16 protein-coding genes are annotated in these 12,530 nt (G+C 50.3%); 5 read left to right on the top strand and 11 right to left on the bottom strand.

What is annotated here, in order from left to right:
* Positions 1 to 4 precede the first annotated feature (4 nt).
* From HNQ47_RS03105 to HNQ47_RS03095, 3 genes are read left to right on the top strand one after another with little or no spacing between them, the layout of a single operon-like run.
* Positions 5 to 1,144, top strand: a complete 1,140-nt coding sequence (locus HNQ47_RS03105; RefSeq protein WP_183327445.1) for a cyclophilin-like fold protein — start codon at positions 5 to 7, stop codon at positions 1,142 to 1,144.
* Positions 1,145 to 1,177: 33 nt separating this feature from the next.
* The gene (locus HNQ47_RS03100; protein WP_183327443.1) at positions 1,178 to 1,948 is read left to right on the top strand and encodes an SDR family NAD(P)-dependent oxidoreductase; all 771 of its coding nucleotides are present in this window, start codon (positions 1,178 to 1,180) and stop codon (positions 1,946 to 1,948) included.
* A 28-nt stretch (positions 1,949 to 1,976) separates the two neighbouring features.
* On the top strand, positions 1,977 to 2,201 hold the full coding sequence (locus HNQ47_RS03095; RefSeq protein ID WP_183327802.1) for a hypothetical protein: 225 nt from the start codon (positions 1,977 to 1,979) through the stop codon (positions 2,199 to 2,201).
* Positions 2,202 to 2,513: 312 nt separating this feature from the next.
* Here HNQ47_RS03095 and HNQ47_RS10020 read toward each other — a convergent pair whose 3' ends face one another.
* From HNQ47_RS10020 to HNQ47_RS10010, 3 genes are read right to left on the bottom strand one after another with little or no spacing between them, the layout of a single operon-like run.
* On the bottom strand, positions 2,514 to 2,918 hold the full coding sequence (locus HNQ47_RS10020) for a primase-like DNA-binding domain-containing protein (protein WP_221247959.1): 405 nt from the start codon (positions 2,916 to 2,918) through the stop codon (positions 2,514 to 2,516).
* Positions 2,887 to 3,474: a DUF5906 domain-containing protein gene (locus HNQ47_RS10015; RefSeq protein WP_221247957.1), complete on the bottom strand. Its 588-nt coding sequence runs from the start codon at positions 3,472 to 3,474 to the stop codon at positions 2,887 to 2,889. Before HNQ47_RS10015 ends, HNQ47_RS10020 begins: the two co-directional genes overlap by 32 nt.
* The gene (locus HNQ47_RS10010; protein ID WP_221247954.1) at positions 3,426 to 4,358 is read right to left on the bottom strand and encodes a hypothetical protein; all 933 of its coding nucleotides are present in this window, start codon (positions 4,356 to 4,358) and stop codon (positions 3,426 to 3,428) included. Before HNQ47_RS10010 ends, HNQ47_RS10015 begins: the two co-directional genes overlap by 49 nt.
* A gap of 604 nt (positions 4,359 to 4,962) precedes the next feature.
* On the opposite strand from HNQ47_RS10010, the gene HNQ47_RS03085 reads away from it, so the two are divergent.
* Positions 4,963 to 5,427, top strand: a complete 465-nt coding sequence (locus HNQ47_RS03085) for a helix-turn-helix domain-containing protein (RefSeq protein WP_183327441.1) — start codon at positions 4,963 to 4,965, stop codon at positions 5,425 to 5,427.
* A gap of 100 nt (positions 5,428 to 5,527) precedes the next feature.
* Here HNQ47_RS03085 and guaA read toward each other — a convergent pair whose 3' ends face one another.
* A complete protein-coding gene (guaA, locus tag HNQ47_RS03080) occupies positions 5,528 to 7,069 on the bottom strand; it encodes a glutamine-hydrolyzing GMP synthase (RefSeq protein WP_183327439.1) in 1,542 nt (513 codons plus the stop codon).
* Between the two features lie 80 nt (positions 7,070 to 7,149).
* Here guaA and HNQ47_RS03075 point away from each other — a divergent pair, with 80 nt between their 5' ends.
* The gene (locus HNQ47_RS03075) at positions 7,150 to 7,557 is read left to right on the top strand and encodes a phosphate-starvation-inducible PsiE family protein (RefSeq protein ID WP_183327437.1); all 408 of its coding nucleotides are present in this window, start codon (positions 7,150 to 7,152) and stop codon (positions 7,555 to 7,557) included.
* Here HNQ47_RS03075 and HNQ47_RS03070 read toward each other — a convergent pair.
* From HNQ47_RS03070 to HNQ47_RS03040, 7 genes are read right to left on the bottom strand one after another with little or no spacing between them, the layout of a single operon-like run.
* Positions 7,466 to 8,233: an HAD family hydrolase gene (locus HNQ47_RS03070; protein ID WP_183327435.1), complete on the bottom strand. Its 768-nt coding sequence runs from the start codon at positions 8,231 to 8,233 to the stop codon at positions 7,466 to 7,468. The two genes, HNQ47_RS03075 and HNQ47_RS03070, sit on opposite strands and share 92 nt — an antisense overlap.
* Positions 8,230 to 8,688, bottom strand: a complete 459-nt coding sequence (locus tag HNQ47_RS03065) for a gamma carbonic anhydrase family protein (RefSeq protein ID WP_183327433.1) — start codon at positions 8,686 to 8,688, stop codon at positions 8,230 to 8,232. Before HNQ47_RS03065 ends, HNQ47_RS03070 begins: the two co-directional genes overlap by 4 nt.
* Positions 8,688 to 9,689: a tRNA (adenosine(37)-N6)-threonylcarbamoyltransferase complex transferase subunit TsaD gene (tsaD, locus tag HNQ47_RS03060; protein ID WP_183327432.1), complete on the bottom strand. Its 1,002-nt coding sequence runs from the start codon at positions 9,687 to 9,689 to the stop codon at positions 8,688 to 8,690. The genes HNQ47_RS03065 and tsaD overlap by 1 nt, the downstream gene beginning before the upstream one ends.
* The gene (gene rimI / locus HNQ47_RS03055) at positions 9,686 to 10,132 is read right to left on the bottom strand and encodes a ribosomal protein S18-alanine N-acetyltransferase (protein ID WP_183327430.1); all 447 of its coding nucleotides are present in this window, start codon (positions 10,130 to 10,132) and stop codon (positions 9,686 to 9,688) included. Before rimI ends, tsaD begins: the two co-directional genes overlap by 4 nt.
* Positions 10,129 to 10,722, bottom strand: coding sequence for a tRNA (adenosine(37)-N6)-threonylcarbamoyltransferase complex dimerization subunit type 1 TsaB (tsaB, locus tag HNQ47_RS03050; protein WP_183327428.1), 594 nt, complete (start codon positions 10,720 to 10,722; stop codon positions 10,129 to 10,131). The genes rimI and tsaB overlap by 4 nt, the downstream gene beginning before the upstream one ends.
* Positions 10,716 to 11,168, bottom strand: a complete 453-nt coding sequence (tsaE, locus tag HNQ47_RS03045) for a tRNA (adenosine(37)-N6)-threonylcarbamoyltransferase complex ATPase subunit type 1 TsaE (protein ID WP_183327426.1) — start codon at positions 11,166 to 11,168, stop codon at positions 10,716 to 10,718. The genes tsaB and tsaE overlap by 7 nt, the downstream gene beginning before the upstream one ends.
* Positions 11,165 to 12,508: a replication-associated recombination protein A gene (locus HNQ47_RS03040; protein WP_183327424.1), complete on the bottom strand. Its 1,344-nt coding sequence runs from the start codon at positions 12,506 to 12,508 to the stop codon at positions 11,165 to 11,167. Before HNQ47_RS03040 ends, tsaE begins: the two co-directional genes overlap by 4 nt.
* Positions 12,509 to 12,530: the final 22 nt, after the last annotated feature.

The raw sequence follows: 12,530 nt of genomic DNA, 5'->3' as shown, positions 1-12,530 counted from the left end.
TGAGATGAAGCTAAAAAAGGTATTCGTTACAGGAATCCTGACAGCCGTTCTTCTTTCCGGATGCGGCAGTCAATCAAATAATACCATCAGCAGAAACGCTTCCACATCTGACGATTCCAGCAGTCCGGCTTCTACTGATGAAATAGAAAACTATACCCGTTACGCTGACTATACGCCAGTCAAAGCAGAAGATGCCGGCATTACTTCCGGCAGCGCCGGAAATATTCTGGTTGCCTATTTCTCACGGTCATCCAATACCTCCCTCGACGGTGTTGATGCAGTATCTTCGGCCAGCCTTCAGGTACAGGAAGACGGCACAGCGGAGGGAAATGCCCAGCAGATGGCGGAATGGATCGCCGATGAGACCGGCGGTGATCTCTATCCGATTCAGACGATGTATACCTATCCGGTGGACTATGATCAGACCGTTGATGTTGGCGAAGGTCAGGATTCGGACGGCGTGCATCCGCTTCTGATCAATCCGATTGATCTTTCATCCTACGATATGATCTATCTCGTTTATCCGATCTGGCATTACACCCTGCCGGCCCCGATGGTGTCATTTCTTGAAGATTATGACTTGTCCGGCAAAACGGTCTGCTGCTTTACAACCAGCGGTGGAAGCGGTTTCGGGGATACGATTGAAAAAATACAGAAAGCAGAGCCGGATGCGGATATCGTTGAGGGCATCACGGTATCCCAGAGCAGTGTCGCTGATGCGGAAGCGGAAGTGCGTTCCGCCGCAGCTGATCTGCAGACTTCATATGCCCCGGCACAGGAGGAAAACATGACAGAAAAACAGACAATACAGATTCAGATCGGCGATCAGACTTTTACTGCCGAACTGGAAGATAATGAAACAGCCGCAGCATTCAGAGAGAAACTACCTCTGACACTTCAGATGCAGGAACTAAACGGCAACGAAAAGTACGCTTATGATGTTTCTCTCCCCTCTGACGCGGAGTCTGTCGGAACGATTCAGGCGGGCGATCTTATGCTCTACGATGATGACTGCCTTGTCCTCTTCTACGACAGTTTTTCCACCAGCTACAGCTATACAAAAATCGGCCATATCACTGATCCAGACGGCTTAGCGGATGCTGTGGGAAATGGCAGCGTACAGATCACCTTCTCCGCTGAATGATGACGTAGTTAATTAGAAAGGAGCAACAAAGTTATGGAACAGCAAATGCTGAAAGATAAAATAGCGATTATTACAGGGGCAAGCTATGGAATGGGACAGACCATGGCAGAACTCTTCGCCGACGAAGGCGCATCCGTAGTTTTAACGGCGAGACATGAAGATAAACTGAACGAAGTCGTCAAAGGGATTCGCAGCAAAGGACAGCAGGCCATCGGTGTTGTGGCTGACGTATGTTCAACAGAAGATACCAAGAAGGTTTTTGAAACCACAATAAAAGAATTTGGTGATGTCGACATTCTTATCAATAATGCCGGCATCGGGGAACAGAAAATGATTGATGAGACAGATGACGACTGGATGATGATGGTCATGAATACGAACCTAGGCGGCCCGATGCGCTACATCCGTGAAGCTCTGAAGATTTTTCTTCCAAAAAATGACGGCTGTATCATCAATATTTCTTCCGTCAACGCAACAAGACCCTTCTGCGGTGCAACTTATACTTCGACAAAAGGCGCACTCAACACACTGACCAAAAATGTTGCCATGCGTCTGATCGATACAAACATCCGATGCAACGCCGTTGCTCCGGGTTCCACAATCACGCCCGCGCATCTGGCAAACAAGGCGGGTAAGCAGCCGGGAGGCGCCAAAATGCTGCAGTACAGCGGACATTACGTGTATTTTCCAGGCCCTGAATGTGACCCCATCGATCAGGCCTATGCCTGCCTCTATCTCGCGAGCAAGATGGGCCGTCATGTAAAAGGTCAAGTCATTCAGGTCTGCAACGGTGCATTTTTATAATTTTCAATACGAAACGGAGGATTTCAATATGCTTGGAGATTTTTCTTACTGCGCCCCGACAAAACTTTATTTCGGAGAACATGCCTTAGAGCATCTGCCTGAAGAACTGAAAAAATATGGCGACAATGTCATTCTGGCTTTACTTTTCAATTTTCCTATCGTGACTGTGTCCAATTTTTTCTTAAGAAAACTTACGTCTGATACGCCTCTCCAATTTTTTCTGATGGGGTATGAGGGGCATTGCTTTTTATAATTTGATTCAGTACGATCGGATCCGATTGCACTCCTGCTTAAAACTATTGTGTTTTTAATCCTCTGGCCTTTTAACAATTCAGCAACTTCATTTTTCATGCCCCAGATGCCCCTATCGCAAATAAAATTTCTTTAATGATTGTTGGGGGCATAAGGGGCATCATTTTTTAACTCACGAGAGCTTTGCAATATTTCCAAACTAACCCTCTTCAAACGCGCTGTTTTGTCCTATTAACTACGAATTTCCTTTCATGATTTTTCGGATTCATGCCCCTAGTGCCCCTTCTCATTTCTGCTATGTGCGTTTGTCAAATTACTGGAACGGAACATCAGCATCTTCCGCAATCGGATGAAATTCTTCCTCACAGAGAGCCGTGTCTTTATATTTGAAAATTCCCTGATTCTTGACCGCTTTATATCCTTTTCGTTTCATCTCCGGAATAAATTTAGCTTTACCGAGCGGCTGCCTTCCGTTGTCTTTGCAATACTCTTCATAAGCCTCGTAGGCTCTGCTCCGATTCAGCCAGCACCCTCTCTTTTCCATCAGCCTTTCACTGATAAAGGCCATCACGCTGTCTGCAGATTTTCTCGCTTCTTCCACGCATCTTCGACTGTTCTCACTCTCGATCAAAGCTCCTCTTTCGTAGAGTTCATGAAGCGCGTCCATCGCCATCACGATTGTAAAATCAATCTCCCGATCCAGTTTCTTTTTCTTCAACGTTGTCAGGCATTCCATTCGATGAAAACAGGAGCTTGGCATGACTGGTAAACTGCAGTGCATCCTGACATTTCTTTTCAAAGATCAGACTGTCTTCGCCTACTGCTTTCTTCAGCACATCGATGCTGTCTAGTGCTTTACACGGAATGTCACCGCAGGCATTGAGAAGTTTTCCGAAAAGTCCAGTTGCATAGAATCGTCTGTTCAGATCCTGCAGAGAGATGCAGGAGCAGTTCTTCATTCCGATCACTTTCTGAAACAGGTGAATGACAACTGACTTACCCGTCCCGCCTTCGCCGATCAGCATGAGAAACTTCTGCATCTTTGTATCAGCTGTCATGCAGTAACCGAGGTACTCCCACAGCATCTGCTGCTCCACCGGATTCGGAAGCGAATCTGCAAGATAATGTTTTGTCACCGCACCGCCCAGCATGGTCTCTTCTTTCTTTTCAGGATGAAACTCATGTGGGATCTGATTGATGGATAGATATTTCGGATCATGAGGAATTAATTTCTGTTCGATTGGATCGTAAAGCCGTTCTGGAAATTCACCCATTCCAGCGGGTAATTGTAAAGATCTGAAAAATGTTTCTGCACGCTGCTCTGACTGATCAGAAGGTCGCAGATCCGCTTCAGGGGCGGGCTCTTAATAAACCTGCGATAAAGATACTTCTGAATGATTGATTTCAGACGCACACAGCCGATATCTTCCCGATAGACGCCATTCTCATAAAGAAATGGAGTTGCGCCGATGACAAAAGACGGAACCGTATGCAGGATGTCATCTACGATCTCAATGTCCAGAACGCCGACAGGCTCGCCGTCTTTTGAAAGCACATGGTATGCATCCAGATTGGTCTGCGGCTTCGGCTTTCTTTCATGCCGCTCAATGAATTGGCTGAGCAGGCCTTTTATCTCTTCCTCTGCTCCTGTATTTGCCAGGTATTCCTTATCTTTGAAAAGCTTCCAGCCCTCACACCACTGCAAATAATTTCCACGGAAGTAATCTTCAAGAAGATCATTAATCCTCTTGGAAGAACAGGCAGGAACATACCGGTAGGATGTGAGAGACAGACCGTGGAATTGAATGCTGTCCATATAGGAAGTCAGCTCCTCCGGTGAGAAATATGCCTCAATCCCTTCTTGAAGTACGACCGCCTGATATCCTGCAGCGATGATATTCATAGCAAGATCAGTGCTGTCGACAAAGAAAATATATTTCTGCTCGCCTTCAGCTGGTTCCCGATGCATTAAGGCTTGAAAATACCTTTTATTCATGGCAGCTCCTTCCTCCGTTTTTCCTGACAGTACGGATGGATATCCGTTGAAGCTGCGGGATCGGTCTGCTATGATGCTTTTGTAAATGTTATTTACAGGTGACCGCTTCCCGGCTGCGCCAACAGCCGATCCGGAAGCGGCCATTTCTTTTCCAATGTTCATTCGTTGTCCTCCCCTGCCTTCCAAACCGCAAGAAGTTCTGAAAGAACCTGTATCAGCTCAGCCATTGCCGCTGCATCTTTGTGCTCCGATGCGCGCTGGTACAGACTCTCCAATTCTGCGGCAAGCTTTGCTGATTGATTACGACCTCCATTAATCTGAATCTGCTGACCGAGAATACTCTGTCGGTAATATTCCCCCTTTCGGAAGACCGGATAAAATAATCCTCGCCTCTACAGCTTTATTCTCCTCATCGCTCAGCCAGAACGCAATCGTGTTATGACGGAATCTCGCCTTTCTCTCACATGCCATGTCTTTTACTCCTCTCCAGAATCTTTCTCATCAGTATCCTTCGAACCGCTTTTCGTATCCCTGCTCTCTCCATCTTTTTCAAGGGCACTGAGACGGTACGCAATCCGCTCCTGTGCATCCATGGAAGGATGACAATAGGTTTCGATCGTTGTCGTAACCCTTCCATGTCTCAGACGATTGGCAATTTCCAGCGGACTGAATCCCAGCTGTACCAGCGTGGTATGCTCTTTTTAGAAATCATTTCATGCTGTTCATGTCATTACTGCCAATGAAAGGCAGGCGAAGGAGGTACATCATGACTGTTGGCGAAAATATCAGGCGTCTTCGCAAAGCGCGGGGAATGACTTTAAAGCAGCTCGGTGACGAAATCGGTGTCAGCGAGTCTTACATACGTGCCTATGAATCCGGCAGGCGGAATCCGAAACCCTCATCGCTGCAGGCACTTGCTGACGCTCTGGGTGTTAATGTTGAAGTGCTGAAAAATTCAGAAGTCAACGGAATCTCCGCAATGCATTCGCTTTTTCAGATGTACCGGAATTTCGGCGGCGCACTCTTCGAGACGAAGGATGATGATGGCAATGACTGTGTTGCCATCCGTTTCAATTCGCTGATGCTGATGCACTCATGGTTCCAGCGATATCAGAAATATGAGGAAGATATCCGGAAAGCGGATAAGATCAAGAACGTGAAAGAACGAAAGGAAGCTTTGGAAAAAGCTTTCGTGGATCAGATAAGCCTTCATCCGAAGAATCCAGATTGAACAACTGCTTCGGCATAATAAATCTGTACCCAAAATGTACCCAACGAACACAAAAAAATCCCTGCAAGTCTTGAATTCATAGGACTTGCAGGAATTTAGTTTATTCAAATTCGATCGTTCCCGGCGGCTTGGAAGTGATGTCATACAGTACGCGGTTGACATGCGGGACCTCGTTAACGATCCGGTTGGATACCTTATCCAGGACCTCAAACGGAATGCGTGCCCAGTCTGCCGTCATACCGTCGATGCTGGTGACAGCACGGATCGCGATCGCATAATCATACGTCCGCTGATCGCCCATGACACCGACACTGCGCATATTCGTCAGCGCGGTGAAATACTGCCAGATATCCCGCTGCAGGCCGGCCTTGGCGATCTCTTCGCGCAGAATATAATCGCTGTCCTGCACCATCTTCAGCTTCTCATCCGTGATCTCGCCTAAGATGCGAATCCCTAAGCCCGGTCCTGGGAACGGCTGGCGCCATACCATTTCTTCCGGCAGGCCCAGTTCTTCACCCAAAGCACGGACCTCATCCTTAAACAAGGTATTCAGCGGTTCGATCAGCTGAAACTGCATATCCTTCGGCAGACCGCCGACATTGTGATGCGACTTGATCGTCTGCGCCGTCTTCGTGCCGCTTTCGATCACATCCGTATACAACGTGCCCTGCGCCAGCCATTTGATTTCTTCGCCGGCCGTCAGTTTCTTCACTTCTTCATCAAATGTATAAACAAACTCGTTGCCGATGATCTTGCGCTTTTTCTCCGGATCGGATACACCTTTCAGCTTCTTCATGAACCGATCCTTGGCATCGATCTTCACCAGGTTCACATTCATGTTTTTGCCGAATGTCTCCATGACGCTTTCGCCTTCGCCCTTGCGCAGCAGACCATGGTCGATAAACATACAGATCAACTGATCACCGATCGCCTGATGAAGCAAGGCGGCAACGACGCTGGAATCCACGCCGCCCGATAAACCGAGCAGCACCTTGTCCTTGCCGACCTTTTCCTGAATTTCCTTGGTCTTGGTCGTGATGAAGTCTTTCATCGTCCAGTTGTTCTGAGCCTTGCAGATCTTGAACACAAAGTTACGAAGGATATCATTGCCGTATTCGCTGTGACGCACTTCCGGATGAAACTGCAGCGTATACATGTTCTTTTCTTTATTTTCGGCGGCCGCAAACGGACAAGTTTCTGAGGAAGCGACCTTGACAAAACCAGGAGCCAGCTCTGACACCTTGTCACCATGCGACATCCAGACCGTCTGTTTTTTCGGCAGACCGTCAAACAACAGACTGTCCTGGGTGATCTCAATTTCCGTCCGGCCGTACTGCCGTTCGGTGCTGGACTGCACCTTGCCGCCCAGTTCATAGTGGATCATCTGCATGCCGTAGCAAATGCCTAAGATCGGCAGCCCGCACGTAAAAATGCGCGGATCGCACTTCGGCGCATCGTCTTCATAGACGCTGTTCGGTCCGCCGCTGAACACAATTCCCTTCACATCGCCGGAAGCGAGGATCTCATCGGCTGACATCTCATTGGAATGCAGCTCCGAATACACACCGAACTCACGGATCCGGCGTGCGATCAACTGATTATATTGACTTCCAAAATCTAAAACAATAATTTTATCTGGCATATTGTTTCTCCTTTATGTACACCTATTCTACCAAAATATTCATACTTATCAAAGTACTGATCCCATGATACAATACAAACATGAAATCCAGCACACCTTTCACCAATCGGTTATCCAAATATACACATGTCATCGAAAAAGGCATCGCCGTCCTGCTGCTGGCGGCCGCATTGATCATCGGCGTCCGCATCCTGGCCGAGATCTTCCCGACCCTGTTCAACGGCGATCCGATCGAATCCCTGCACGAATTGCTTGCGGCGGTATTCAGCCTGATCATCGTCATCGAATTTGTGCGCATGCTCATCAGCCATTCGATGGAAAGCGTCATCGAAGTGCTGATCTTCGCCTTATCCCGCGGCATGATCGTCAACCACTACGAAGGCCTGGACCTGCTGATCATGGTCGCCTGTGTCGGCATCCTCTTTGTGGTCCGCAAATACTGCCTGTTTCATGAAGATATCGAAAAAGCGGAAGAATGTGAAAAATAAACATTCCTCCGCTATTTTTTTGTTTCTGCTGAATATATGGAATGACTTGTGCCAGATCGGTACGCGTTTCCTGAATGTATTCTTTCATTTCTTCATCCGGCACGATGACATCCGGAATGAAGATCGAACGCATATGCGCCCGGCCGGCCGCCATGATGCCGAATTTACTGTCTTCCAGCACCAGCGCATTGACCGGTTTGATGCCTAGCTTCCTGGCCGTTACCAGAAAGATATCCGGACTGGGCTTGGAAGCGATGCCCTCCTTGCTTGAAACGATCACCTGCGGATGGATCGGAAAATCCGCAAAGTCCAACATCGCCTGGATATCATGATGCGAAGAACTGGACGCGACCGCATACGGCATCTCCATCTGTTCCAATGCTTCGACCAATTCCTGCAGTCCCGGCTTGTTTGCCGCACCGGGCCTCTTGAAATACCGGTAAAATATTTCCATCCGATGTTCCTGATACCATGCCATCGCCTGAATGATCCCTGGATATTCTTTTTCAAATAAATTCACCTTCCGCGAATCGCAGCCGATCAATTCATTCACCAGTTCCCGCGGCAGATGCAGACCGCACTGGGCCGCCACCTTCGGCAGCTCATCCAGGATCATATGTTCCGTATCAAACATCAGGCCATCCATATCAAAGATGACCGCGCGGATCGGTGTCATTGCTCCGCACCAGCCGCCTGAACATATTCGGCAGCCGCATCTAAAATGCTCTGTACCTGGGCATCGGAAACCGGTTTGATCACTTTTGCCGGACAGCCGGCCACGATGCTTCCTGCCGGTACATGCATGCCCTCGGTCACGACCGCACCAGCTGCCACGATACTATGCGATTCCACCACCGCACCGTTCATGACGATCGCACCCATACCGATCAGCACTTCATCTTCGATCGTACAGCCATGCAGAATGGCACCATGCCCGACCGTGACCCGCCGGCCGATCGTTGCCGGAAACCCTGCATCCACGTGGATCACGCAGTTTTCCTGAATATTGGACTGCGCGCCGACGGTGATCTTTTCCGAATCACCGCGCAGCACCGCATTGTACCAGATGCTCACATCGTCCGCCAGTTCTACATCACCGACCAGAACGGCCCCGGATTTCACGACCGCCATTATTGGATCTCCCACGAAGAATCTGCCGTCAAGGAAGCATCCCCGCGCACACCGTGTTCATAGGCGATCGTGCCGGCTACCGCGATCATCGTCGCGTTGTCGGTGCAGCACGCCATCGGCGGTACGGTAAACGTCACATCCGGATACTCATCCTTCAGTTCTTCGACCTTTTCGCGCAGACGGGAATTTGCCGAAACCCCGCCGCCGACCACAAAATGCCGGATATCCGGATAGTCATCCAGGATCAAGCGGATCTTATCGAAGATCTCATTCAATGCCGTTTCCTGGAACGAGCAGGCAAGATCGGCATCGTTATACGTTTCATGATTGCGGGCGCAGCGCTTGGTAAACTGCAGCACACCGCTTTTCAAACCCGAAAAACTCATATCGTATTTGCCCTTTGCCTTTGGTTTTGGCAGCGGGTAGATATTCTTGCCCTGCTTGGCCAGTTTATCGATCTTCGGACCGCCCGGATATCCCAGATCCATGACCCGGGCCACTTTATCGAATGCCTCGCCGATCGCATCATCCTGCGTCTGGCCGAGGATCTCAAATGAACTTTCCTCTTTCATATAGATCAGCTGCGTATGACCGCCCGATACCACCAAAGCCAGCACCGGATAGTGCAGATCGGTCACCAGCTCGTTGGCATAGATATGCGCGGCAATATGATGCACCGGCACCAGCGGCTTATGAAACGCAAAAGCCAGTGTCTTGGCCGCCTGCACTCCAACATGCAGACAGCCGATCAATCCCGGTCCTTTGGTGACTGCCACCGCATCAATATCGTTCATCGTCAGATGGGCCTGCTTGAGCGCATCCTCGATCAAATATGAAATATTCTCTACATGAATCCGGCTGGCCACCTCCGGCACGACCCCGCCGAATTCTTTATGTACATCGATTTGTGAAGCCACGACGCTCGACAGCACCTCCTTGCGGTCCTTGACCACCGCAACGGCTGTCTCATCGCAGCTGCTTTCGATTCCTAATACGATCATAGACTCTCCTTCAATTGTTTTGTCATCACGACAGCATCTTCCCCGTCGGAATAATACCCTTTCGATCGATGCGTCCGCGCAAAGCCGCATTTCGCATACAGCCGCAGCCCGGCCGTATTGCTTGCGCGGCACTCCAAAGACATGACCTCACAGCCATGTTCCCTGGCATCGGCCAATAAAAACTGCATCAGCGCATAGCCCAATCCTTTTTTCCGTAAGGCCGGATCGACCGCAATACGGGCCACCTCCGACAATTCATATGCTTCCCATAAAAAAGCATATCCCAGGATGCGGCCTTCCTCGATCATCAGCCAGCCATGCGAAAAGGGATTGTCATTGACCTCGCGGATACAGTCTTCTTCGGTCCACGGTACGTTGTAGCACAACCGCTCCAGCCGTACGACCTCCCCAATATCATCGGGCGTGATCCTGCGAAAGATCATGCTTTCTTATAGGCGTCGCTTGCCTTCAGATACTGCGGCACCAGCGCATGCACATTGTCGATCTTCCGGTGCGGCACCTGGATCAAATTCTCCAGCAGATCACTATGATCCGCCGGACGATCCACCAGATAGCCGTCACCGAACAGCTTGCCCGGATGCGCATCCAGCCAGGCCGGAATTTCCTCCACCGGCAGGATCCGCGTCTGTCCCTGCACACTGCCATTTTCTACATGGGCCGCATACGCCCGATGGCCGCGGGCATCCAACAGCACATTGCCCGTTTCCATGCCGGCATACAGCTGCATCGTAGAAATGCAGTCCAGCTCGATCGGCATCTGGGTGCACAGCACCTTGGCAATGGTCATCGCGATCCGGATCCCAGTGTACGATCCCGGCCCGTCGGTGATGATCACGCGGTCCAGATCCGCATAATCCGTGTGATTCCGTTCGAGCAGATCATTCAGCTCCGGAAAAATGCATTCACTTTGTTTCTTAAAAGCCTCTTTGGCGATGCCGTCGATCAAATGCTCATCATCATAAAGGCCGAGCACCAGATTCTTATAGGCACTGTCCATTCCCAACGTCAACATATCGTTCCCTCCAAAATTGCCCGGGATGTCGGTCCCGTCGCCGTGACGGTCACCGTCCGGTCTTCATCGATGCCTTCCTGCCAGGACATGGCAATATGGTCATCGGGAATCTGATCACGAATGTACGACGCCCATTCGACCACACAGATTCCTTCATCAAAGCAGTCCTCAAAGCCCAGGTCCTGCTGGATGCCTTCCAGACGGTAGGCATCGATATGATGGAAAGGCTCGCCGTTGCCTTGTGTATAATCTTTTAAAATCGTAAACGTCGGTGAATTGATCACCGCGGTAATGCCCAGCGCTTTGCCGAACCACTGGGTCCAGGTCGTCTTGCCGGCCCCCAGATCGCCGTCCATCGTGATCACGATCTGGTGACCGCGGCAGGCATCGGCCATTTTTTCGGCAAACCGCTGCGTATCTTGTAACGAATGTAATTCCACTTTCATTTTTTCTTTCTCCTATCCCGCGCGACCTGCGCCTTGATCGCCTGGATCTGCGCCAGCCGGCGGGCCACTTTCACTTCACTGCCCTGATTGCCCGGCCGATAGTAGACATGGCCCTGCAGCCGGTCAGGCAGACATTGCATATCCGTCATATGATACGGATAATCATGCGAATATTCGTATCCTTCATTGTATCCCAATTCTTTCATCAGCTTGGTCGGCGCATTCCGGATCTGCATCGGCACCGGTTCCTCCGATGTCTTGCGGGCCTCTTCCTGCGCCTTCAGGATCGCTGTCTCCAGCGCATTGGACTTCGGGGCAATTGAACAGTACACCACCGCATGGGCCAGATGCACGTTGCATTCCGGCATGCCCAGATAGTAGCAGGCCTGATAAGCGGCAATACTGATCTCCAGCGCCCGGGAATCTGCCATGCCGATGTCTTCGGACGCAAACCGCACGATCCGCCGGGCAATATAGAGCGGGTCTTCCCCGCCTTCCAACATCCGCGCCAGCCAATAGAGCGCCGCCTGCGTATCGCTGTTGCGCATGCTTTTGTGCAAAGCGGAGATCACGTTGTAATGTTCTTCGCCGTTTTTGTCATACATCAACGAACGCCGCTGCAGGCATTGTTTCAGCACTTCATCATTGACATGAATGCCATAGATATCCGAAGGACTGTTGTACACGACCATTTCCAGCGTATTCAGACAGACGCGGGCATCGCCGCCCGCAAAGCCCGCAATGGCCTCGATCTGCGCATCGCTGATCTCGATCGTATAGGAGCCAAAGCCTTTTTCGGATTTCAGCGCCCGGCGCACCAGTTCCTCCAGGTCGCTGGTTTCCAAGGCCTTGAGCACAAATACCCGGCAGCGCGAAAGCAGGGCGCTGTTGATCTCAAAGCTCGGATTTTCCGTGGTCGCCCCGATCAAAAGAATGCTGCCTTTTTCCACATACGGCAGAAAAGCATCCTGCTGGGCCTTGTTGAAGCGATGGATCTCGTCCACGAACACAATGGTATTCTGTCCCATACGCCGGCGTGCTTCCGCCTGTTTCATGACCTCTTTGATTTCTTTGATGCCGCTGGTCACGGCCGAAAAGTTCATAAAATAGCTTTCGGTCCGATTCGCGATGATCCGCGCCAGCGTCGTTTTGCCGACCCCGGGCGGGCCCCAGAAGATCATGGACGTCAGCTGATCATTCTCGATCATATGCCACAATATTTTATCTTTGCCGATCAGATGCTTCTGTCCGACATACTCTTCCAATGATTCCGGACGCATACGGTCTGCCAATGGCCGCATATCTGTTTGTTCCTGCTGAAATAAAGAATCTTGTTCCATCGTTCCTCCGTTTTCCTATTAT

The organism is Catenisphaera adipataccumulans, assembly GCF_014202755.1.
Classification (GTDB): Bacteria; Bacillota_I; Bacilli_A; order Erysipelotrichales; family Erysipelotrichaceae; genus Catenisphaera; species Catenisphaera adipataccumulans.
The sequence above is the reverse complement of the archived record's forward strand: the minus strand, read 5'-3'. Positions and strand labels throughout refer to the sequence as shown.

What these genes read in the sequence shown, in the direction of transcription:
- HNQ47_RS03105 (WP_183327445.1), top strand. Translation starts at nt 5, where the DNA reads ATGAAGCTAAAAAAGGTATTCGTTACAGGAATCCTGACAGCCGTTCTT.
- HNQ47_RS03100 (WP_183327443.1), top strand. Translation starts at nt 1,178, where the DNA reads ATGGAACAGCAAATGCTGAAAGATAAAATAGCGATTATTACAGGGGCA.
- HNQ47_RS03095 (WP_183327802.1), top strand. Translation starts at nt 1,977, where the DNA reads ATGCTTGGAGATTTTTCTTACTGCGCCCCGACAAAACTTTATTTCGGA.
- HNQ47_RS10015 (WP_221247957.1), bottom strand. Translation starts at nt 3,474, where the DNA reads ATGGGTGAATTTCCAGAACGGCTTTACGATCCAATCGAACAGAAATTA.
- HNQ47_RS10010 (WP_221247954.1), bottom strand. Translation starts at nt 4,358, where the DNA reads ATGAACATTGGAAAAGAAATGGCCGCTTCCGGATCGGCTGTTGGCGCA.
- HNQ47_RS03085 (WP_183327441.1), top strand. Translation starts at nt 4,963, where the DNA reads ATGACTGTTGGCGAAAATATCAGGCGTCTTCGCAAAGCGCGGGGAATG.
- guaA (WP_183327439.1), bottom strand. Translation starts at nt 7,069, where the DNA reads ATGCCAGATAAAATTATTGTTTTAGATTTTGGAAGTCAATATAATCAG.
- HNQ47_RS03075 (WP_183327437.1), top strand. Translation starts at nt 7,150, where the DNA reads ATGAAATCCAGCACACCTTTCACCAATCGGTTATCCAAATATACACAT.
- HNQ47_RS03070 (WP_183327435.1), bottom strand. Translation starts at nt 8,233, where the DNA reads ATGACACCGATCCGCGCGGTCATCTTTGATATGGATGGCCTGATGTTT.
- HNQ47_RS03065 (WP_183327433.1), bottom strand. Translation starts at nt 8,688, where the DNA reads ATGGCGGTCGTGAAATCCGGGGCCGTTCTGGTCGGTGATGTAGAACTG.
- tsaD (WP_183327432.1), bottom strand. Translation starts at nt 9,689, where the DNA reads ATGATCGTATTAGGAATCGAAAGCAGCTGCGATGAGACAGCCGTTGCG.
- rimI (WP_183327430.1), bottom strand. Translation starts at nt 10,132, where the DNA reads ATGATCTTTCGCAGGATCACGCCCGATGATATTGGGGAGGTCGTACGG.
- tsaB (WP_183327428.1), bottom strand. Translation starts at nt 10,722, where the DNA reads ATGTTGACGTTGGGAATGGACAGTGCCTATAAGAATCTGGTGCTCGGC.
- tsaE (WP_183327426.1), bottom strand. Translation starts at nt 11,168, where the DNA reads ATGAAAGTGGAATTACATTCGTTACAAGATACGCAGCGGTTTGCCGAA.
- HNQ47_RS03040 (WP_183327424.1), bottom strand. Translation starts at nt 12,508, where the DNA reads ATGGAACAAGATTCTTTATTTCAGCAGGAACAAACAGATATGCGGCCA.